Below are 20,068 nucleotides of genomic sequence, written 5' to 3'. Positions count from 1 at the left end.
ACAGATTGGTGTTTATGTATATGTGTCTTTCGCTCACGGCTGCCGCAATGCGGGGAATTGAGGGCTCTGCGTGACGGAGACACTCTTTGGCGGGCCAACGCTGCCACCGGCCTACCCGGAACGGGCAGCGTGGGGAACCGCGCCGAAGCTCCGTGCATGGCAGCAGGAAGCGCTCGACCGCTATTTCGCAACCGGCCCCAAGGACTTCCTGGCGGTGGCAACCCCCGGGGCAGGCAAGACCACCTTCGCCCTGCGCGTGGCGTCGATGCTGATCGAGGCCGGCACCGTGAACCGTGTGACCATCGTGGCGCCCACGGACCACCTCAAACGCCAGTGGGCTGATGCGGCGGCACGGGTCGGCATCGCGATCGACCCCAACTTCAAGAACTCGGACGGACAGCACGGCCGTGGCTTCATCGGCGTGGCCGTGACCTATGCCCAGGTGGCCAGCAAGCCCATGCTGCACCGCGCCAAGACGGAAGCGGCCCGGACCCTGGTGATCCTCGACGAGATCCACCACGGCGGCGAAGCGCTGTCCTGGGGTGACGGCCTCCGTGAGGCCTTCGACCCCGCCGCACGCCGGCTATCGCTGACGGGAACGCCCTTCCGCTCCGACACATCGCCCATTCCGTTTGTGGAGTACGCCGAGGACCGGGACGGCATCCGCCGCTCCAAGGCGGACTACACGTACGGCTACGGCAACGCCCTCCGCGACCATGTGGTCCGTCCGGTGATGTTCATGGCGTACTCGGGACAAATGCGCTGGCGCACCAGCGGCGGTGAGGAGATGGCGGCTTCGCTGGGTGAATCGGCAGTCACCAAGGACATCATTGCCCACGCCTGGCGGACGGCCCTCAACCCGGCCGGTGAGTGGATCCCGGCTGTCCTGGCCGGGGCGGACAAGCGCCTGAGCGAGGTCCGCCGCACCGTGCCTGACGCCGGCGGCCTCGTGATCGCCACAGACCACGACGCTGCCCGCGCCTACGCCGGCCAGCTGAAGAAGATCACCGGTGAATCTCCCACCGTGATCCTTTCTGATGACGCCAAGGCCTCCAGCAAGATCGAGGAATTCACCGCCAGCGAGAAACGCTGGATGGTGGCCGTCCGCATGGTGTCCGAAGGCGTTGACGTGCCCCGGCTTTCGGTGGGCGTTTACGCCACCTCCACGTCCACGCCATTGTTCTTCGCCCAAGCCGTGGGCCGTTTTGTGCGCGCCCGCAAGCGCGGCGAAACCGCCTCCGTGTTCCTCCCGTCAGTGCCCCAGCTGACCGCGCTGGCGAACTCGATGGAAGCCGAACGGGACCACGCCCTGGACCGGCCGGAGAAAGAGGACGCCGACGGCCTGTTCAACCCCGAAGACTCGCTCATGGACGAGGCCAACCGGGAGGACAAAGCCTCCGACAGCCTCACCAAGGGCAAGTTCGAGGCCTTGGACTCGCAGGCATCATTCGACCGCGTGCTGTTCGACGGCGGCGAGTTCGGCACCGGCGGCGACATCGGATCCGACGACGAACTGGACTTTCTGGGCATTCCGGGCCTGCTGGACGCCGAGCAGGTGGGAACGCTGCTGCGCCAGCGCCAGCACGAACAGCAAAGCCGCAAGAAGCTGAGGGCCCCCGAGAGCGCACCGGCTCCCACCGTGCCGGACCACCGGATGCTGATGGACCTGCGCAACGAACTTGCAAAGAACGTGGCTGCCTGGTCCGCCCGGACCGGGACTCCGCACGGCGTGGTGCACACGAAGCTCCGCACCGTGTGCGGCGGCCCGCCGGTGGCGCAGGCGAATGAGGAACAGCTGCAGGCCAGGCTGCGGAAGCTTCAGGACTGGTTCATCGGCCGCAAGTAGGGCGCGGCAAGGTAGGGCGCGGCCGGGGCGGGCTGTCGAAGGAGCGCCGGATCAGGCGAGGTCCACGCCGCCGAGTTCCATCTCGGCGAAGGCGTCGTCAAGGTCGGCAGCGATCCCGGCCGTCAGGTTCCGGACCACCGTAACCGAATAGCCGGCCTGGACGGCATCCAGGGCCGTTGCCATGACGCAGTAATCGGTGGCGATGCCCACGATGACGACGTCCTCCACGTCGTGGCTCTGCAGCCAGTCGTCCAGGCCGATGGCGTCCTCGTCGGCGAATGAAGCCGCGGTGAGCTCCTCAGCGTCGTCCGGCAAAGGAAGGGCACCGGGTTTGCGCTCGCCCGTAGGCACCTCGTCCTCCGGAGCCAGGATGCCTTCGAAGCCGGAGTAGGCGGCAGTGAACTGGCCCTTCCGGAAATAGGCCTGGATGTACTCGGTGTCCAGGTCCGGATGCAGCTCCGCGCCGGGCGTGCCGGCAACGCAGTGCGGAGGCCAGCTGTCGATGAAGTCGGGGGCTTCGGAGAAGTGGGCGCCGGGCTCGATGTGCCAGTCCTGCGTAGCCACGATGTGGTCGAACTGACCGTGGTAGGCGTCCACGTACTCGCTGATGGCGCCCGCGACGTCGGCCCCGCCCTTGACGGCCAGGGATCCGCCCTCGCAGAAATCGTTCTGCACATCAACAATGATCAGGGCGCGTGACATCAGTTCTCCTCATAAACGGTGGGAATGGCCGCCTCGCCGCGCTGCAGGCGGTTGACGACGGGCGGCAGTTCCGCCATCGAGTCCATGTGGCGCTGGCGGGCGCGGAAGACGCCCTCGGTTCCGGTCCAGCCGGGGAGGAGCTCGCCGTTCTTGATGAACTGCTGCAGCAACTGGCGGTCGTTGCCGTCGTCCTCGGGACGGTAGCCCACCCCGACGATCTCGTGGGTGGCGACGCCCCGTTCATTCAGTCTCCGCAGCGCGTACTTCCGGCCGCCCTTGCTCGTCTTGTTCTTGGCCGCTTTGGCCACGGACACGAATTCCCCGGAGTCGTCCGTGCGGCTGACGAGCTTGTACACCATACTCGCGGTGGGGGCGCCGGAGCCGGTGACCAGCGAGGTGCCCACACCATAGGAATCAACGGGCGCCGACTGCAGCGCCGCAATGGCGTATTCATCCAGGTCGGAGGTGACCACGATCTTGGTGTTCTCGTTGCCCAGTTCGTCCAGCAATTGACGTACCCACTGGGCCTGCGCCACGAGGTCCCCGGAGTCCAGCCGGACGGCCCCCAGTTGGGGACCCGCCAGGTCAACGGCCGTACGGACGGCCGCTTCGACGTCGTACGTGTCCACCAGCAGCGAGGTTCCGCTGCCCAGGGAGGCGATCTGCGCCTCAAAGGCTTCCCGTTCGGTGTCGTGCAGAAGAGTGAAGGAATGGGCGGCGGTGCCCACCGTCTTGATGCCGTAGCGCCGGCCGGCTTCGAGGTTGGAAGTGCTGTCGAAGCCGGCGATGACGGCGGCACGTGCTGCCGCGGCCGCAGACTCCTCCTGGGTCCTCCGGGATCCCATTTCGATGCAGGGCCGGTTCCCTGCGGCGGTGATCATCCGGGACGCCGCGGAGGCGATGGCGCTGTCGTGGTTGAGCACCGAGAGAATGTAGGTTTCCAGGATGCAGGCCTCCGCGAACGTCGACTCCACAATCAGGATGGGGGAGTTGGGGAAATACGCTTCGCCCTCGGCATAGCCCCAGATGTCCCCGGTGAAACGGAACCCGGCCAGGTAGTCCAGGGTTTCGGCGTTGACCACCCCGGAACTGCGGAGGAAGTCCAGCTCGGGGCCGCCGAACCGGAAGTCCGCGATGCCCTCCAGCAGCCGGCCTGTTCCGGCCACGATCCCGTAGCGGCGGCCGTCCGGGAGCCTGCGGGCGAACGCCTCAAACACCGACTTCCGGTGTGCGGCACCGGAGTGCAGCGCGGCCTGGAGCATGGTCAGCTCGTAATGGTCGGTGTACAAGGACGTGCGGGGATGGTCCCAGCCAGCAGAGGTACTCACGAATTCACTCTAGTGCGCATCGCCCTAGAATGGACAGATGACCCTAAGCGTTGCGCTCGGCCCTGACACCCGGGAGAGCACCCAGACCGGAACTGTGACGTCCACCGACGCCCTGACGGCCCCGGACATTCCCTGGAACCTGGTGATCTGGAACGATCCCGTCAACCTGATGAGCTATGTGAGCTACGTCTTCCAGAGTTACTTCGGCTATTCAGAGCCCAAAGCCAACAAGCTCATGATGGAGGTCCACAAGAAAGGACGTTCCATCGTGGCGCACGGCAGCAAGGAGCAGGTGGAACAGCACGCCGTCGCCATGCATGGCTTCGGGTTGTGGGCGACGGTGGAAAAAGCCGCCGGCGGCGGAAAAGACGGCGGATCCGGCAAGGGCAAAGGCAAACGTGGCTAAGGCATTCAAATACGGGATCAAAGGCATTACCGGGTACCTGGAGCCGGCGGAACGGGAACTGCTGCGCAGCCTGATCGACGACGTCATCTCCATGCTTCAGCCGGCCGAGAGTGCCAGCGAAGATCCGCTCACTGCCCTGATCGGGTTGGACATGAATGTCCGGGAACCGTCGGACCGCGCACTGCGGCGGCTGCTGCCCAATGTGACGAAGGACGACGACGCCGCCTCATTGGAGTTCCGCCAGCTCACGGAACGCTCCCTGCGGGAAAACAAAATCGGCGCCCTGCGGGCAGCCGCCCTGGGGCTGGACACCAACGAACTGGTTCTTTCGCAGGCCGATGCCAGGCACTGGTCGCAGGCGCTCAACGACGTCCGGCTTGTCCTGGCCGAAAGACTCGACATCCGGGATGACGCCGACGCCGAACATGTCCATACCATGCAGGACTGGTCCCAGGCCGAGGATGTTGAAAGCTACCTCGCGCTGGTTTACAACTTCACCACGTGGCTGCAGGAATCGCTGGTGCAGGCCATGCTGCAGTCCATGGAGTCGCGCGGCTGACCGAACCGGCCCGCGTTCCCGTGCGGGCGGCCGGCCAAGTGTGACCCATCCGACATGAGTCGGGCGACACAATGTAATGGCCGCACCATCAGGGAAGCCCTATCCTCGAATAATCATGACTTCAGCATCGAGCATGGATCCGGCAGCGCCAGCTGTGGCGGAATCCCCAGCGAGCAGCCCGGACGACAGCCCCATGGGCTCGCGGCCCATCGGCATCTTCGACTCCGGCGTCGGAGGACTGACCGTGGCGCGGTCCATCATCGACCAGCTGCCCAATGAATCGATCCTTTACGTGGGGGACACGGCCAACGGCCCCTACGGTCCGCTGCCCATCGCCGAGGTCCGCGCCAACGCCCTCGGCGTCATGGATGAGCTGGTGGACTCCGGTGTCAAGCTGCTGACCATCGCCTGCAACTCGGCCTCCGCCGCCGTGCTGCGGGACGCCCGTGAACGGTACACGGCCCGCTACGGGATCCCCGTCATCGAAGTCATCCAGCCTGCCGTGCGGCGGGCAGTGGCCGCCACCCGGAGCGGCCGGGTGGGCGTCATCGGTACCTCCGCCACCATAGGCTCCCGCGCCTACGAGGACACCTTCGCCGCCGCGCCCGACCTGCACATCACCTCCGTGGCATGCCCGGCATTCGTCAGCTACGTGGAGGCCGGCATCACCACGGGCCCGGAACTGCTGGCCGTGGCCCGGGAGTACCTGGAGCCGCTTCGCACCGCCGGCGTGGACACGGTTGTGCTTGGCTGCACGCACTACCCCCTGCTCACCGGAGTGATCTCCTACGTCATGGGGGAGGACGTCACCCTCGTGTCCAGCGCCGAGGAAACCGCCAAAGACGTGTACCGGGCGCTTGTCTCGCACGACCTGCAGCGGACCCTTGAAGCACCGCCCGAGCACCACTTCATTGCCACTGGTGAAGCAGGCCAGTTCGAAACCCTGGCCAGGCGTTTCCTGGGGCCCGAGGTGCTCAGCGTTCGGCATGTGGACCACGTCGCCGCGCAGTACCCCACCGGCAGCCTGGCGAAAATTACGCCCGAAATGATCGCGGCCGCGCAGGCCGGCGCTTCCCGGCCACGGATTTCCAACTTCGTCGGCGGATCCGCGGCCGGGGGGGGCCCGCCGGTGAAATTGACCATTGTTGGCTGCACCGGGTCCTTCCCCGGACCGGGCTCTCCGGCGTCGTGCTACCTGTTGACTGCCCACGACGGCGAGCGGACCTGGAAGATCGTCATGGACCTTGGCAGCGGGGCACTGGGCGCCATCCAGCGGTACACGGACTTGGAGGACATCGACGCGATCTTCCTCACCCACCTCCATCCGGACCATTGCATGGACCTGTGCGGGCTGCACGTGGCCGTGCGCTGGAAGCCGGGCGGCTGGGGCCGTGACCGGATCCCGGTTTGGGGACCTGCCGCCACTGCCGACCGGATGGCCACGGCGTACGGGCTGGAACTGGACCCGGGCATGCATGAGGAATTCGACTTCACCAACTGGACGGAACGGCAGTCGGTGACTGTCGGACCGTACACCGTGACGCCCTTCGCGGTGAACCACCCCGTGGAGGAGGCCTATGCCCTTCGCGTCGAAGTCACCGAACCGTCCGGGGACGGCATGCCCGTCACCCGTGTCCTCACGTACTCGGGTGACACCGACTCGTGTTCCGGGCTGGAGGACGCCGCCAAGGACGCCGACCTGTTCCTGTGCGAGGCAGCCTTCGAGGAAGGCCGCGACGACGACATCAAGGACGTCCACCTGACCGGCAAACGCGCTGGCGAGGCCGCTGTGGCCGCCGGTGCCCGCCGGTTGCTGCTGACCCACATTCCGGTGTGGACTTCGCAGACAACCGTAATGGCGGAAGCCAAGAAGGTTTTCGGCCAGCACGTTGCTGTGGCCGTCGCGGGCGTGCACTACACCATCTGAGGCGCGGGCCGCACGGGGCAGTTGTGGTCCGGGCAGGCCGGGGCGGGTCGATAAGCTAAAGGCATGACTTCTGAAGCAATTGCCACCCCCGTCATTCGTGCCGACGGCCGTACCCCTGATCAGCTCCGCCCGATCAGCATCACCCGCGGCTGGTCCAAGCAGGCCGAAGGTTCGGCCCTGATCGAATTCGGTAATACCCGGGTGCTGTGCACGGCTTCCCTCACCGAAGGCGTGCCGCGCTGGCTCAAGGGGGAGGGCCGTGGCTGGGTCACCGCCGAGTATGCCATGCTGCCCCGCGCCACCAACACCCGATCCGCCCGTGAGTCCGTGAAGGGCAAGATCGGCGGCCGCACCCACGAGATTTCCCGGCTGATCGGCCGTTCGCTCCGTTCCATCATCGACACCAAGGCGCTTGGCGAAAACACGATCGTGCTGGACTGCGATGTCCTGCAGGCCGACGGCGGCACGCGCACCGCCGCCATCACCGGAGCCTATGTGGCGCTCGCGGAAGCCATCCGCTTCGCACGGGAAAACAAGATTATCTCCAAGAACGCCCAGCCGCTCATCGACACGATCGCCGCCGTGTCGGTCGGCATCATCGACGGCGTCCCCATGCTGGACCTGCCCTACGTCGAGGATGTTCGCGCCGAGACCGACATGAACGTGGTGGTCACCGGTTCAGGCAAGTTCGTGGAGGTGCAGGGCACCGCGGAGGGCGCACCCTTCGACCGCGACGAGCTGAACCAGCTGCTGGACCTGGCCCTGCTGGGCACCGAGCAGCTCGCCGCCATCCAGCGCGAGACCCTGGCGGAAGCCCCGTGACCCAGCCCGACGGGATCCGCCATGACGGCCTGCCCGCCCCCGCCGCTGCGGCTCCGGTGCTGGTCCTGGCAACGCACAACAAGGGCAAGCTCAGGGAACTGCGGGAGCTGCTGCGCGGACAGGTGCCAGGGCTCGACGTCGACACCCAGGTGGTGGACGCCGGTGCCGTCGGCGCGCCGGATGTCGCCGAAACCGGCGTGACGTTTGCCGAGAACTCGCTGCTGAAGGCCCGGGCAGTGGCGGAGGCTACCGGCCTGGTGGCCATTGCCGACGATTCGGGCCTCTCGGTGGATGTCCTTGGCGGGGCACCGGGAATCTTTTCGGCACGGTGGAGCGGCCGGCATGGCGACGACTACGCCAACCTGCAGCTTCTGCTGGCGCAACTTGCCGATGTTCCGGACGAGTACCGCGGCGCCGCTTTCGTCTGTGCCGCGGCGCTCGCCGTGCCCGGCCCGGCAGCGGACGGCGGGCGCGAGGTGGTGGAGTATGGCCAGCTCGAAGGATCGCTGCTGCGCGAGCCGCGTGGCGAGGGCGGATTCGGCTACGACCCCGTGCTCCAGCCGAGTGGCCTTGACCGCAGCTGCGCCGAGTTGAGCCCGGAGGAAAAGAACGCCATCAGCCATCGGGGCCAGGCGTTCAGGGCGCTGCTGCCGTCCATCGTCGAGGCGTTGGCCGAACAAGGCCTGCGGAACAGGGTCTAGCGGTCCCGGAAACGGTTGAAGGCGCCCCCGCACGGGGGCGCCTTCAGTCATGTGCAGTGCTATCCGTCAGCCGGAGCTACATGTTCGTTTTTCGCTCTTCTTCCGGTTCGTGCTCTTCGATGAACTCGTCCACGGCGTCCGTGCCGAAGTGATCGGCCTGACGCTTGGCGGACAGCCCGCGGAGTACTTCGATGCCGATGGGGATCACGGAGACCAGCACGATCACGATGAAGATGATGTCCAGGTTTTCACGGACCCACGGCACCCGGTCACCCAGCAGGTAGCCGAGCAGCGTGACGCCGCCGCCCCAGAGCACGGCGCCGATGACGTTAAAGAGGAAGAACTTCCGCTTGCTCATCTGCGCGACGCCCACGATGACCGGTACGAACGTGCGGATGATGGGTACGAAGCGCGCCAGGATCAGCGCCTTGCCGCCGTGCTTTTCGAAGAAGGCGTGCGCGCTTTCGACGTTTTCACGCTTGAACAGTTTTGAGTCCGGCTTGTTGAAAATGGCCGGGCCGGCTTTGGAACCAATGAGATAGCCGGTCTGGTTGCCGATGATGGCCGCAACGATGATCAGCGCGGAGAACAGCCAGATGTTGAACTTGATGGTGTCCGTGGCCACGAGGAGGCCGGCAGTGAACAGCATGGAGTCGCCGGGGAGGAAGAATCCGATCAGCAGACCCGTCTCGGCGAAAATGATGCCGCAGACCAGCAGCACCACCCAGGGGGCAAGTGCCGGATCGGCCAGGAAGATCTGGGGGTTGAGCCAGTCGGGAAGGAACGAGGCCAGGTGCGGCTGCACCGGTCCCGCACCCCCGAGGGTGGACACGGCAAAGTCACTCATCGCATGTAGGTTCACCACTCAAGGTTACTGGACCGCCGGTGCCGGGCCCGTCCCGCAAGGGCGTCGCGTGACCACCGACACCAGCGACAGGCGGGGGTGCGGTGCCGGGGCACGGGCCGGCCGGCGGTAAAGTTGAGCCGTGGGTTTGGACTTTACGGCGATCGACTTCGAGACAGCCAACGGCTTCCGCGGTTCGCCGTGCGCCGTTGGCCTGAGCAAGGTCCGCGGCGGCGTGGTGGTGGAGGAGGCCTCCTGGCTGATGCGTCCGCCTGAAGACCACGACCGGTTCGACTACCACAATGTGCGGATCCACGGCATCAGGCCCGAGGACGTGGCCGGCCTGCCGCGCTTTGGCGAACTCTTCCCCGAGATCGGCGCATTCATTGGCGGCGATGTCCTGGCCGCGCACAACGCGGCCTTCGACCTGGGCGTGATCCGGTCAGCACTGGAAGTGTCCGGGCTGCCGGGCCCCGCCTACGACTATGTGTGCACGGTGATGCTGTCCCGCCGCTGCTATTCGCTGGTCTCCAATTCGCTGCCCTACGCTGCCGAGGAAGCCGGCGTCCCGCTGGTCAACCACCACGACGCGGCTGAGGATGCCAGGGCATGTGCTGGAATCCTGATCGACATTGCGCGACGGAACGGCGCCGGCAGCATCGCCGAACTCTATCTGTCCCTTGGGCTTTCGCTGCAGCACCAGCAGGCGTTTGATCCCGCCCGCGACGGTCTGTCGAAAGCAACCTTGACAGCCTTGGGCGCGGCTGGCGGCACCGGAACCGCGGCACGGCCGTTCACGCCAGGCTGGCCTGAGGAAGGGGCCAACCCCGCGCCGAATTCCGACGCCGAACCCGGCCATCCGCTGTTCGGGCAGACTGTCGTGTTCACGGGCGAGCTGGCCATGCCCAGGCCCGAAGCCAAGGTCCTGTCCGCGGAGTTCGGTGCACAGCCGGAAAGCCGGGTGACCGGCCGGACCACGGTGCTGGTGGTCGGCGACGGCTTTGTGGCTTCGGACCTCCGCTCCGGCCGCCTGACGGGCAAGGCGCGGCGGGTCCTGGAACTCCACGAGCGGGGCCAGCGCATCGAGGTGCTGTCCGAAGGTGAGTTCCTGCAAATGGTCGGCGGGCAGGTGACCGCGGCCGCCGCCCTGATGTAGCTGCTGCTTCACGGGCGGTCGCCGGAGGGGCGCCGGACGGTCATACGGCGCAACAATGCTTCCGGTGCTGCCGGCGGCCTCCTAGCCTTGCACCATGGGCAAATTGCGGGTCACCGATTCCACCCCTGTCACCGCGGCTGATGCCGCCCCCGCCGCCGGCGCTGCCATTGCGGAGGGAAACCGGCGCGCCGGGGTGGACTGGCGCAAGGTGTTCGAGTTCCCCAACCCGGTCAACGAGTATGCCGCCCGGATCACCGCGGGCCTCGTTGTGGTGCTGGCCGCCGTCACGCTGTTGACCGGCTGGGGCTGGGGACTGGCTGTCATTGCCGCCGGCTTCTGGCTGCGCGTGCTGTTCGGCCCCAGGATTTCCCCGCTGGCCCAGCTCTCCGTCAAGGTCCTGGCGCCGCGCCTCGGGCGGGCCAAGCTTGTGCCCGGTCCGCCCAAGCGCTTCGCGCAGGGCATCGGTGCAGCCATGTCGACTGCCGCGGCGCTGCTGCTCGCGGCAGGGCTCGCACCGGCTGCCTGGGTGCTCCTGGCGGTCCTGGTCCTTGCAGCCTCGCTGGAGGCGTTCGCAGGGTTCTGCCTGGGCTGCGCGATCTTCGGTTTCCTTCAGGGCCGCGGGCTCATCCCGGAGGACATCTGCGAGGCCTGCAACAACATCGCCCTCAGGCGATCGTAACCTTGACCAGTTGACCGGCCATGCCCCGGATGACCTCCGGTGCTTCCAGGGACTCCAGCCACTCCGCCGGAAGGCCTTCCTCGCCGTACAGGGCTCCCAGGATGTTTCCGGCAATGGAACCGGTGGAGTCGCTGTCTCCGCTGTGATTCACGGCCAGCACAATGGCCTCGCGGAAATGTGATTGCGGGTCCACGCCCGCGGTCTCCGGCGCGGCGTCGGCCGCCTTATCCCGTGCCGGTGCTGTGGCCAGCACCGCGTATAGCGCGACGGCGAGGGCTTCCTCTGCCACCCAGCCCTCTCCGAGTTCCCGCACCAGGTCCTCGGGGCCGAGGCTGCGGCCGGAACCCGCGTGCCCGGAAACTCCCGCGAGTTGAAAGGCCCGCTCCAGCCGAGCAATAAGCGCCGGCTCTGCGTCGTCCCGGCCCCGGGCATGGGCGAAGGCATAGTTGGCCGCGTCCAGGAGACTTTGGCCACTTACAAGGGCATGGATCAGAAGGCTGAAAGTCCCTGCGCTCTGCCGCGCTGAACGGTGGCCGTGGGTCAATGAAGCCGCATCGGTGCTCAGCTTGTACACCGCGTCGGCAGGAATATGCGGAATCAGGCCGAACGGCGCCGAGCGCATCACCGTTCCGCAGCCCTTCGACTCCGGATTGACCGGACGGTACACGGTTCCCATTTCACCCGTGGCGAGGCCGCTGAGGCAGGCGTTTCCGGGCGCACGCCGGTGCTTCAGGGCCGCCTGGCCGTCGATCCACCGCGGTTGCGGAACCGGAGCCGACGGAGGGACAGGCACACCCTGCGTGGCCAGCCAACGCAGGTAGGCGAGCCACACACACGCGTTGGCATCGGCGGCTGTGCCGGCATTGGCCCACTCCAGCGCCTCCACGAGTCCGTCCACTGTATACAGCGTCATTTGGGTGTCGTCCGAAAAGTGGCTGCCGGCGTCGAGCGCTGAAAAATCCTGAAGTCCCGCGGGGCCAAAGCGGCTCCGGATGGCGGAAATATCGTCGAATTCCACGGCATAGCCGAGGGAATCGCCTAGGGCGCCGCCCAGCAGGCAGCCATGGATCCGGGACTGGGGCGTCGGTGCCGGCGGGCGGGTAGGTTCAGTGCTCATGACTGTAAATTTACCCCGGGCAGGCCCGTGGAGTCGCCGGTGGCAGGGGCCCCGGTCGCTGCGACGGCGTGCCGCGGGCTAAGCTCGAACCCAGCAAGCGTCCAGACTCAGTTGGCAGAATACGTCGGACAGTACATTGCCGGGCGCACTGCCGCCCGCACGCCCGCCGGAATCACCGGGCGGGCTACGAAGCAAAGGATTTCCAGAACATGACCTCCCCCGTGCCTGCACGCCAGACCACAAGTCCCGATTTGCGCTCCGCTCCGGAGGCTTTCACACCCGGGCTTGCGGCACGTCTGTCGGCGGAGGCCTTTGGAACCCTTTTCCTGGTGATCGCCGGACTGGGCGTGCCGCTGTTCACGATTCCGCAGTCCAACCCGTTGTCCGCCTCGCTGGCCGCCGGGCTTGCCGTCACGGCCGCTATGCTCGCCTTCGCTTATATCTCCGGCGGCCACTTCAACCCGGCAGTGACCCTGGGCAACGCCATCGCGGGCCGCATCAGGCTGCCGGAAGCTGCGGCGTACGTCGGCGCGCAGCTTGTCGGCGCCGCCGCCGGCACCCTGGCACTGTTCGGAATCCTGCGAACGGTGCCCAAAATCGAAGACACCCGCGCCGCCTTTGACACCGTGACGGCGGGCTTTGGCGAGCATTCCATCATCCAGGCTCCCATGGCCGGAGTCCTGCTCGTCGAGGTACTCGGCGCTGCGCTCCTGGTAGCCGTCTTCCTGGGGACCACAGCTGCCCGCAACACCAACAAAGCCGCAGCCCCCTTCGCGGTGGGACTCACGCTCGCCGTCCTGCTGCAGCTGGGGCAGGCCGTGGGCAACACACCGTTCAATCCGGCGCGCGCCACCGCGTCGGCCATCTTCAGCAACACCTGGTCCCTCGAGCAGCTGTGGCTCTTCTGGGTGGCCCCGCTGGTGGGTGCCGCCATCGCGGGCCTTGTGTTCCGCGGGTTCGCCGACACCCCTGCGGCTGCTCCGTCCCCCGCCCAGGCCGACGCCGACGACGCTGCGCACGAGTCCGATGACGATCTGCACGACGATGTTGACGATGACACCGCCGGTTTTGAAGGTGACGCCGCCGGCCGCTCCGACGCGCCGGCTGCCGGCACCTCTGCCAACGATGACGTCCGGGACTTCTTTGACGGCAAGCGCGGACAGTAGTTGCTCAGCTGTGCCGTGTCTGTGCCGCAAAACTGTCGGTGCCCGCGGATAGCTTAAGAACATGCGGTTATTGCACACTTCCGATTGGCACCTGGGCAGATCGTTCCACGGCGTCGGCATGCTGGATGCCCAGCAGCGCTTCATCGACCAGCTGGTCGAATTCGTCGGTGACGAGAAGGTGGACGTTGTCCTGATCGCCGGTGATGTCTACGACCGCGCCCTGCCGGGTGTTGATGTGGTCCGCCTGCTGGACGACGCCCTCGTGCGGCTGACGGAGGCGGGTGCGCAGGTGGTTCTCACCAGCGGAAACCACGATTCCGCCATCCGCCTCGGCTTTGCCTCACGGCTGCTGGAGCGCGGGGGAGTGCACCTGCGTACGCGGCTCGCCGAACTGGACGTACCGGTCCTGCTGCCGCTGGACACTGCGGCGGATGGTCCAGTGCTGGCCGTCTACGGCATTCCCTGGCTTGAGCCCCGGCTGGTCGCCGGGCAGCTGGGCGTCGAACCCGCAAGCCACTTCGAAGTCACGCGTGCGGCGACGGAAATGATCCGGACCGACGTGGCCGCCCGGTCCAAGGCCAGGACGGTCCATTCGGTTGTGCTGGCCCATACATTCGCGAGCGGCGGGATCAGCTCGGACAGCGAACGGGACCTGAGCATCGGTGGAGTCGGAGCTGTCCCGCTGGACCTCTTTGACGGGTTCGGCTACACCGCGCTGGGCCACCTGCACGGCAGGCAGTCGCTGTCGCCAACCGTCCGCTACTCCGGATCGCCCCTTGCCTACTCCTTCTCGGAAGCCAGGCACCGGAAAGGCGGCTGGCTGATCGAAGCGGATGCCACCGGCATCACCGACGTCACGGAGGTCTTCTGGGAAGCGCCGCGGGCACTCGCCGTGCTGCGCGGCACTATCGACCACCTCCTCTCAGCCGAGGAACATGCCTGGGCCGAGGCCGCCTATTGCCAGATCACCGTGACGGACCCGCAGCGTCCCGCCCAGGCCATGGACAAACTGCGGGCCCGCTTTCCCGATACCCTGGTCCTCGGTTTCGAGCCCGAAGGCGCTGCGGCTGACGTGAGGACGAGTTACAGCACCAGGCTCGCCGCAGCAGATGACGATCTGTCCATCTGCTGCGGCTTCCTGGAACACGTCCGCGGCCGCAGCACGGACGACGCCGAAGCGGCTGTCCTGCGGGAAGCCCTCGACGCCGCACGGCTGGCAGAGGTGTCACTGTGAGGATCCACCGGCTCGAAATATCCACCTTCGGCCCCTTCGCGGGCACCGAGCACATCGACTTTGACCGGCTCAGCGCGCACGGGCTCTTCCTGCTGAACGGCGCAACCGGCGCCGGCAAGACCAGCGTGCTGGACGCCATCTGCTTTGCCCTGTACGGGTCCGTGCCCGGTGCACGCCAGGAGGGCAAGCGCCTCCGCAGCGACCACGCTGACGCCGCCGCGGAACCGCGCGTCACCTGCGAGTTTTCAGCCAAGGGGCGGCATTTTGAAGTCTCCAGGATTCCTGCGTGGAACAGGCCCAGCGCCAGGGGCCGGAACGGATTTACTGAACAGAAGGCCAACACCCTGCTGCGCGAACGCGTTGACGGGCAGTGGATCGAGAAGTCCGGCCGGAACGATGAAGCCGGCGCGGAAATCAGCTCCGTGCTGGGTATGGACCGTGATCAGTTCACCCGGGTGGTCATGCTGCCGCAGGGTGACTTCGCCGCTTTTCTCCGCTCCAAACCGGCCGAGCGGCTGGAACTGCTCCAAAGCCTGTTCGGCACGGAGCGTTTTGAGGCCGTGGAACAGGAACTAGCCCGGCGTGCCGCGGATGCCCGCGCACAGGTGGCCAGCCTCAACAGCCAGTTGGACCTCCTGCTTGCACAGGCCAGGTCTGAAGTAACTCCGCCGGAACAGGAACTGCCGGATGTCCCGGCAGCACCGGAGGATGCAGACCTCCTTCTCGAATGGCTGCAGGACACCGCCGCGGCCAGGGCCGGGACAGCGCAGGCTGAAGCGGACGAAGCGGCCGCAGGCCGCGCCGGGGCTGCGCGCCGCCTTGAAGCCGCCGAAGCGCGTGCTGCCCGCCAGGTCAAACTCGCTGCGGCGGAACGCCGGAGATCGGCTGCGGACGCCGCAGCGCCTGAACTCCGGGACAAGGCACGGCAACTTGGCCTGCACCGCAAGGCCGAGGTACTGGGCGGCCAATTGCAGGCCCTGGACAAGGCCGACATCGCTGAGGAACGGGCCGCCCGGGCTATGGCAGCGGCGGCCGACGAACTGCGCGCTGCGGTCCTCGTGGACGCCGAACTCGCAGCCCTGTCCGCTTACGCCCGCCAGGAAAGCGGCAGCGCGGACGAGCACTTCTTCGATGCTGCAGTAGTACGGAGTGAACTCAGCCGCCTGCGGTCCCTCCGCGCGGTGCTTGAGGAACGGCTGCCGGACGAGGCCAGGCTGTCCGGGATGGTGGCCCGCGGCGCGGAACTTCGGAAAACCCTCACCGAGTTGCGTGAGAGAAGGCGGGCCGGCGCTGCCGCCCTTGAAGGTTTGCGGGCGGAGGCCGCCGAACTGCTAGCGGGCGTGAAGCCCCTCGAGGAACTCGCTGCCGAAGCCCAGCTGCGGACCAAGGAGGCCGCAGCCGCGGAGGAACTCGTCGCCGTCGTCGGCCGCCACGCTGCAGCGGTCCGGGTCAGTTCCGGCGTTGCCGAACGGCACCGCCTGGCCCGGGACGACCACCAGAACCACCGCCAGCGGTGGCTGGACCTGAGGGAGGAGCGGCTCGCCAATGCAGCTGCGGAGCTTGCTTCCCAGCTGCGGCCGACCGAACCCTGCCCCGTGTGCGGCAGCCCCGAGCACCCTTCTCCGGCTCCGGCGGCCACCGCCGCGTTGGCCGTTGCTGACGCGGAACGCGCGGCCCAGGAAGCCTGCGAGGCTGCGGAAGCGGTCCTGGCGGCGCTGGCCAAAGAACTGGCCGAAGCGCGGCAGCTGGTCGCCGTTCTGGCGGCCCAGGGCGGTGATCTCCCGCTGGAGGAAGCCCGCGCAGACGCGGCCCAGGCGAAGGAGCGAGCGGACGAGGCAGTCAGGGCGGCCGCGGACCTCGCCGCCAGCCGTGAGCGCCAGGCAGAACTGGACGAACACATCGATGCTGCCGAATCGGCCCAGGCTGCTGCCGATTCCGGAATGGCGAAGACTGAATCCACCCTCATGGAAGTCCTGGAACAGACGGACGCCCTGGATGATGCGCTGGGCAAACTGCGTGCGGGCTACCCGACCCTCGGCAGCCGCCTGAGCTCCCTCGACGAATCCACGGCGCTCCTGGAACGAACAGACGCCGCGAGGAGCGGCCTCGAACAGGCCGGGCTGCGCACCAGGGATGCTCGCCAGCAGTTGGACAAGGCGCTTCCGGAGTCCGGGTTCGAATCAGCCGCGGCGGCACGGTCCGTCCTGCTCCCGGTCCCGGAAGCAGCCATGCTCGAAGCCGCGATCCGGGCCGGCCAGGACGAAGAAGCCCGCGTCGGGGAACTCTTCGCCAGCGAGGAACTGATCCTTGCCACACGCGAGCTTGAGGACGACGGCCCGGTAGAGGCCGGCGTGCTGGAACAGCTTCGCGCGGAGGACGCTGCCGCTGAACGAATGGCCAGGCAAGCCGTTGTCGCGGCGGGGCTCGCCGAGAAGTCAGTCCTTACCCTCCGTCGGATCGCGGAGGACTACGGCCGGCTGGCGGCATCGGGCCAAGGTCCGCGGGAACGTGCCGCGCTGCTCACGGCGGTGGCCGAGGCCGCCCGCGGCGCCGGCGACAACACCTACCGCATGAGCCTGAACAGCTACGTACTCGCGGCGAGGCTCGAGCAAGTGGCCATTGCCGCTTCGGAGAGGCTGGTCGGCATGAGCGATGGCCGGTACACCCTGCAGCACACGGACGCCAAGGCCGCCCGCGGTGCAAAATCCGGTCTTGGCCTGGAAGTCGTGGACCAGTGGACCGGTCACCGCCGGGATACCGCCACGCTGTCCGGCGGTGAATCTTTCATGGCTTCCCTGGCCCTGGCGCTGGGTCTGGCGGATGTGGTGCAACAGGAGTCCGGCGGAGTGGACATCGAGACACTCTTCGTGGACGAGGGCTTCGGCAGCCTCGACGAGCAGGCGTTGGAACAAGTGATGGATGCCCTTGAGGGGCTTCGGGACGGCGGCCGTGTGGTCGGCCTGGTGAGCCATGTGCCCGAGATGAAGCAGCGCATCAGCACCCAGCTCCAGGTGGTCAAGGGGCGGAACGGTTCCACTCTCCACATTTCGGACGACGCCCTGGCTTGACGCCGCGGGTCCGCGCGCCTTTTATGCCCGGTGCACCCGGCCACGCTCCGGGCCCTCGGCTACAATTGTGGAGTTACCGGGTCGCGCGCATCGGGAGGAGGGACGATGCGCACCATTGAGCGAACCCGGAACAATGACCCCTTCACTATCTTCCCAGGCATCCGCCGCCACAAGCACTGTCGCAAGCGAACTTACAGACGGCGCAAAGCCCTCCGCCCCGCCCGGGCAGGCTTTCCCGAGCCCTCCTGCGAGCACGGGAGGCCGCTTTGCCCGGCTTCTGCTATTAGCCGGCAAGGGCTTCATCCCGATTGGCCTTTTTGCCCGGCTGCCCCTGGCCATGCTGACGGTGGGCGCCCTGACACTCGTTACGGCCGTCACCGGCTCGTACGCCGTTGGCGGGGCAGCAGCCGGTGCCGTAGGCATCGGTTCAGCTCTGGGAGCGCCTGTTTTGGGTGCATGGGCGGACCGGCTTGGACAGCGCCCCGTGCTGCTGTTCGCCGCAGTCTTCAACACTGCCGCGGTGGTGGCCCTGATCCTCATGGCGTACCTCGTACCCGCCGGCCAGGACGTGGCAGCGGCGCTCCCCGTCCTTGCCGCGGCTTTCGTGGCGGGAGCCAGCTGCCCCCAGGTGGGCCCGCTCGCCCGTGTCCGCTGGATGGCCCTTACCGCGCGAAGCCAGAGCGGCCATGCGGAGGATTTGGATGCCGCCTTGTCCTACGAGAGCACCGCGGATGAGCTGACTTTCGTTCTCGGCCCTGCACTCGTGGGCATCCTCGCAAGCCTGATTGCCCCGTGGCTCCCGCTAGCCGTGGCCGCAAGCCTGACGCTCACCCTGGTTCCCGCATTCGCCGTCCACCGCACGCACCTCGCCGTCCCGCTAAGCGTGCGCCGGCGCCGCCGGGGCACCCCGGCCGTTGCGGACCCTGCGGCGCCGCGCGACGCCGTGGCCACCAACGCGGACTCCTCCGCCGGTTCCCGGAAAACGGACTCCCGCGGTATGGCTGCCGTTGCCCTGCCTTTCCTTGCCATGCTGTGCATGGGAACATTCTTCGGTTCCACCCAGACGGGGTTGAGCTCTTTCTCGGCGAGCTTTGCCACGGCCGAGATTGCCGGACTGTTGTATGCCGTCATGGGCCTCAGCTCCGCCGCGGCCGCACTGAGTGTCGCCTACTGGTCCAAGAGATTCACCTTCCCGGCACGGTGGATGGTCAGTGCCATGCTGATGGCCGGCCTTGCGGTGCTCCTGCTGCTGCCGGAATCGGCGCTCCCCATGGTGCTTGTGCTTCTCGTCCTGGGACTGCCGGTGGGCCCGTTGATGGTCACCGTGTTCGCCATCGGCGGGGAAGTGGCTCCTGCCGGGCGCCTGGGAACCGTGATGACAGCCTTGGCCAGCGGCATTGTTGCCGGCACGGCACTGGGGTCCTCGGTCGCGGGACAGCTGGCGCAGCACCACGGGTACTCCGCAGCGTTCCTGGTACCGGTCTGTGCCGCAGCGGCGCTCTTCCTGCTGGGGGCCGCCGCAGCCGTCGTCCTCCGAAAAGGCAGGGCAAGCCGCCGGGGCAACCGCACCGGCAGCCGCTAACCGGGGCGCCCAATCGGCGCCCTAGAGCAGCTGCTTCTCGATGCGCGCGGCACTCGACGTCAGGGCCGCTGCCACTTCAGCCGGGTCCTGCGTTGAACGGATGTAGACAACGGCAACCGACGCCGGGCGGCCGCCCGGCACGTTGATGGGGACGGCCAAGGACGAAACCCCTGCAATGACTTCATCATGGCTTGCCGCGTAGCCGCGTTGACGCGCTTCGGCTGCCTCGGGCCGGTAGGGGATGTCCGGGGCGAGCACGGTCCAGTCCTGTTCCGTGAGGGCCGACTGGATGGCCATGCCCGGGGCGCCGGCGCTGATCGGGTGCCGGGAACCGGGGTGCTGGACCACTGTTGCCGCCGAGTGCCTGGGCTCCACCGTTACGAGCGTGATGCAGTCCTGGTGGTCCCACACCGCCACGAAGGCCGTCATGTTCAGGGTGTTCGCAAGCTGGGTGAGCTCGGGCAGGGCCGCAGATTGCAGGTTGCGTGAAACGCCGCGGGCCAGGACCGCCAGGCCGGGCCCGGGCTGGACCTTGCCGGCGTCGTCCCGGACCAAGAGCGAATGATCCTCCAAAGTGCGCAGGATGCGGTAGGCCACGGAGCGGTGGACGCCCATCGCGTCGGCAAGTTCCGCGATCGTGAGCGGCTGCTCTGCTTCCGCCAGGATTTCCAGCGCGCGGATTCCGCGTGAAAGGGTCTGCGACGGGGAAGCCTGGGCGGTCGCGGCCTGCGTGCGGGCGCCGGCGGTCTGAGTCATGGTGTCCATCCTAGGCCGGGAACAGTGGCGCTCCGCCCTGCAGGTCTTGTGTTGCAACTCACTTTGGGCTAGCGTTCCATATGGGAACTATATGTTCAACTATAGAACAAGGCAAGAATAGGGCATAGCAAGATTTGCATTGCAAGAACGGACCTTTGCAAGAAACGGCTCTCCT

The 20,068-nt window shown here is 67.2% G+C and carries 17 protein-coding genes and 1 pseudogene; 13 read left to right on the top strand and 5 right to left on the bottom strand.

Annotation, left to right across the window (positions count from 1 at the left end; translation table 11 throughout):
• Nucleotides 1-70 precede the first annotated feature (70 nt).
• Nucleotides 71-1,846, top strand: coding sequence for a DEAD/DEAH box helicase (locus JOE41_RS02935; protein ID WP_011692429.1), 1,776 nt, complete (start codon nucleotides 71-73; stop codon nucleotides 1,844-1,846).
• Nucleotides 1,847-1,897: 51 nt separating this feature from the next.
• On the opposite strand, the gene JOE41_RS02930 is transcribed toward JOE41_RS02935, so the two are convergent.
• The gene (locus tag JOE41_RS02930) at nucleotides 1,898-2,548 is read right to left on the bottom strand and encodes an isochorismatase family protein (RefSeq protein WP_209750781.1); all 651 of its coding nucleotides are present in this window, start codon (nucleotides 2,546-2,548) and stop codon (nucleotides 1,898-1,900) included.
• Nucleotides 2,548-3,876: a nicotinate phosphoribosyltransferase gene (locus JOE41_RS02925; RefSeq protein ID WP_307800656.1), complete on the bottom strand. Its 1,329-nt coding sequence runs from the start codon at nucleotides 3,874-3,876 to the stop codon at nucleotides 2,548-2,550. The genes JOE41_RS02930 and JOE41_RS02925 overlap by 1 nt, the downstream gene beginning before the upstream one ends.
• Nucleotides 3,877-3,913: 37 nt before the next feature.
• On the opposite strand from JOE41_RS02925, the gene clpS reads away from it, so the two are divergent.
• The 6 genes and pseudogenes from clpS (at nucleotide 3,914) to rdgB (ending at nucleotide 8,291) form a co-directional block, all read left to right on the top strand.
• Nucleotides 3,914-4,282, top strand: coding sequence for an ATP-dependent Clp protease adapter ClpS (gene clpS, locus JOE41_RS02920; RefSeq protein ID WP_011692426.1), 369 nt, complete (start codon nucleotides 3,914-3,916; stop codon nucleotides 4,280-4,282).
• On the top strand, nucleotides 4,275-4,841 hold the full coding sequence (locus JOE41_RS02915) for a DUF2017 domain-containing protein (RefSeq protein WP_011692425.1): 567 nt from the start codon (nucleotides 4,275-4,277) through the stop codon (nucleotides 4,839-4,841). The genes clpS and JOE41_RS02915 overlap by 8 nt, the downstream gene beginning before the upstream one ends.
• A 76-nt stretch (nucleotides 4,842-4,917) precedes the next feature.
• Nucleotides 4,918-5,964: pseudogene (gene murI, locus JOE41_RS02910) on the top strand (glutamate racemase); the annotation flags it as partial.
• Nucleotides 5,965-5,970: 6 nt separating this feature from the next.
• The gene (locus JOE41_RS02905; protein ID WP_209753516.1) at nucleotides 5,971-6,768 is read left to right on the top strand and encodes an MBL fold metallo-hydrolase; all 798 of its coding nucleotides are present in this window, start codon (nucleotides 5,971-5,973) and stop codon (nucleotides 6,766-6,768) included.
• A 63-nt stretch (nucleotides 6,769-6,831) separates the two neighbouring features.
• Entirely contained in the window at nucleotides 6,832-7,590 is a 759-nt protein-coding gene (gene rph / locus JOE41_RS02900) for a ribonuclease PH (RefSeq protein ID WP_011692422.1), read from the top strand.
• On the top strand, nucleotides 7,587-8,291 hold the full coding sequence (rdgB, locus tag JOE41_RS02895) for an RdgB/HAM1 family non-canonical purine NTP pyrophosphatase (RefSeq protein ID WP_011692421.1): 705 nt from the start codon (nucleotides 7,587-7,589) through the stop codon (nucleotides 8,289-8,291). The genes rph and rdgB overlap by 4 nt, the downstream gene beginning before the upstream one ends.
• Nucleotides 8,292-8,367: 76 nt before the next feature.
• Here the strand turns inward: rdgB and JOE41_RS02890 are convergent, their stop codons facing one another.
• Entirely contained in the window at nucleotides 8,368-9,138 is a 771-nt protein-coding gene (locus tag JOE41_RS02890) for a VTT domain-containing protein (protein WP_011692420.1), read from the bottom strand.
• Between the two features lie 139 nt (nucleotides 9,139-9,277).
• Here JOE41_RS02890 and JOE41_RS02885 point away from each other — a divergent pair, with 139 nt between their 5' ends.
• Both JOE41_RS02885 and JOE41_RS02880 read left to right on the top strand, forming a co-directional pair.
• Nucleotides 9,278-10,291 (top strand): exonuclease domain-containing protein, encoded by a 1,014-nt coding sequence (locus tag JOE41_RS02885; protein WP_209750779.1) that lies wholly within the window; start codon nucleotides 9,278-9,280, stop codon nucleotides 10,289-10,291.
• A 94-nt stretch (nucleotides 10,292-10,385) separates the two neighbouring features.
• A complete protein-coding gene (locus JOE41_RS02880; protein ID WP_245200607.1) occupies nucleotides 10,386-10,970 on the top strand; it encodes a DUF4395 domain-containing protein in 585 nt (194 codons plus the stop codon).
• Here JOE41_RS02880 and JOE41_RS02875 read toward each other — a convergent pair.
• Entirely contained in the window at nucleotides 10,957-12,087 is a 1,131-nt protein-coding gene (locus JOE41_RS02875) for an ADP-ribosylglycohydrolase family protein (protein ID WP_209750777.1), read from the bottom strand. The genes JOE41_RS02880 and JOE41_RS02875 overlap by 14 nt on opposite strands.
• A gap of 209 nt (nucleotides 12,088-12,296) precedes the next feature.
• On the opposite strand from JOE41_RS02875, the gene JOE41_RS02870 reads away from it, so the two are divergent.
• The 4 genes from JOE41_RS02870 to JOE41_RS02855 all read left to right on the top strand — a co-directional run bounded on the left by JOE41_RS02870 (nucleotide 12,297) and on the right by JOE41_RS02855 (nucleotide 19,137).
• A complete protein-coding gene (locus JOE41_RS02870) occupies nucleotides 12,297-13,253 on the top strand; it encodes an MIP/aquaporin family protein (protein WP_209750775.1) in 957 nt (318 codons plus the stop codon).
• A gap of 61 nt (nucleotides 13,254-13,314) precedes the next feature.
• Entirely contained in the window at nucleotides 13,315-14,487 is a 1,173-nt protein-coding gene (locus JOE41_RS02865; RefSeq protein WP_209750772.1) for an exonuclease SbcCD subunit D, read from the top strand.
• Nucleotides 14,484-17,555 (top strand): AAA family ATPase, encoded by a 3,072-nt coding sequence (locus JOE41_RS02860; protein WP_209750770.1) that lies wholly within the window; start codon nucleotides 14,484-14,486, stop codon nucleotides 17,553-17,555. The genes JOE41_RS02865 and JOE41_RS02860 overlap by 4 nt, the downstream gene beginning before the upstream one ends.
• Nucleotides 17,556-17,688: 133 nt before the next feature.
• Entirely contained in the window at nucleotides 17,689-19,137 is a 1,449-nt protein-coding gene (locus tag JOE41_RS02855; RefSeq protein WP_209750767.1) for an MFS transporter, read from the top strand.
• Between the two features lie 21 nt (nucleotides 19,138-19,158).
• Here the strand turns inward: JOE41_RS02855 and JOE41_RS02850 are convergent, their stop codons facing one another.
• The gene (locus tag JOE41_RS02850; protein ID WP_209750765.1) at nucleotides 19,159-19,893 is read right to left on the bottom strand and encodes an IclR family transcriptional regulator; all 735 of its coding nucleotides are present in this window, start codon (nucleotides 19,891-19,893) and stop codon (nucleotides 19,159-19,161) included.
• Nucleotides 19,894-20,068: the final 175 nt, after the last annotated feature.

Source organism: Arthrobacter sp. PvP103 (genome assembly GCF_017833075.1).
In the GTDB taxonomy this organism is placed as follows: Bacteria; Actinomycetota; Actinomycetes; order Actinomycetales; family Micrococcaceae; genus Arthrobacter.
The sequence above is the reverse complement of the archived record's forward strand: the minus strand, read 5'-3'. Positions and strand labels throughout refer to the sequence as shown.

Excerpts from the sequence above, each read along its gene's own strand:
- JOE41_RS02930 (WP_209750781.1), bottom strand. The coding sequence starts at position 2,548 with ATGTCACGCGCCCTGATCATTGTTGATGTGCAGAACGATTTCTGCGAG.
- clpS (WP_011692426.1), top strand. The coding sequence starts at position 3,914 with ATGACCCTAAGCGTTGCGCTCGGCCCTGACACCCGGGAGAGCACCCAG.
- rph (WP_011692422.1), top strand. The coding sequence starts at position 6,832 with ATGACTTCTGAAGCAATTGCCACCCCCGTCATTCGTGCCGACGGCCGT.
- JOE41_RS02890 (WP_011692420.1), bottom strand. The coding sequence starts at position 9,138 with ATGAGTGACTTTGCCGTGTCCACCCTCGGGGGTGCGGGACCGGTGCAG.
- JOE41_RS02880 (WP_245200607.1), top strand. The coding sequence starts at position 10,386 with ATGGGCAAATTGCGGGTCACCGATTCCACCCCTGTCACCGCGGCTGAT.
- JOE41_RS02875 (WP_209750777.1), bottom strand. The coding sequence starts at position 12,087 with ATGAGCACTGAACCTACCCGCCCGCCGGCACCGACGCCCCAGTCCCGG.
- JOE41_RS02870 (WP_209750775.1), top strand. The coding sequence starts at position 12,297 with ATGACCTCCCCCGTGCCTGCACGCCAGACCACAAGTCCCGATTTGCGC.
- JOE41_RS02865 (WP_209750772.1), top strand. The coding sequence starts at position 13,315 with ATGCGGTTATTGCACACTTCCGATTGGCACCTGGGCAGATCGTTCCAC.
- JOE41_RS02855 (WP_209750767.1), top strand. The coding sequence starts at position 17,689 with ATGACCCCTTCACTATCTTCCCAGGCATCCGCCGCCACAAGCACTGTC.
- JOE41_RS02850 (WP_209750765.1), bottom strand. The coding sequence starts at position 19,893 with ATGACTCAGACCGCCGGCGCCCGCACGCAGGCCGCGACCGCCCAGGCT.